The following is a 408-nucleotide window of genomic DNA, read 5'->3' as shown; positions in this document are numbered from 1 at the left end:
CCTGCTGACGGATAAGGCAGCAGATATGATAAGCAGCGGAATGTCGCTGGTCGTGCAGCCTGCCGCGCCGCCAACCCGCTCGGCTGCCCGTGCTGTGTTTGAAATGAACCTGTGCAAATACGCTACAAACCGTGAACTTACCGGGCTTTATCAGGACGGACAGGCCAGAACGGCTCTGATGCAGACGACGGGAAGCAACGGTAATTATTCTACCGGCAATGGCAGCGCAATTTGTGGTACAGCCCGTATTCCTGAACCGGCTAAAGGCGTGATGGAAAGCATGTTTGGCTCCTCAGTGAATACTGATAGCGTGACAGACGCCGAACGAACTGCGCTGGACACAATGCAGTCTACCCTGGACGCAGCGGCACAGGCCTACGTGGATGCATACCTCAGCCGGCGTGATCG

The 408-nt window shown here is 56.4% G+C and carries 1 pseudogene; it reads left to right on the top strand.

Going from position 1 to position 408, the window contains the following annotated elements:
* Positions 1-408: pseudogene (locus SB775_RS27580) on the top strand (hypothetical protein); the annotation flags it as partial.

This window comes from Peribacillus sp. SIMBA_075 (genome assembly GCF_046534585.1).
Note: the sequence above shows the minus strand (reverse complement) of the source record. Positions and strands in the feature narration are given on the sequence as shown.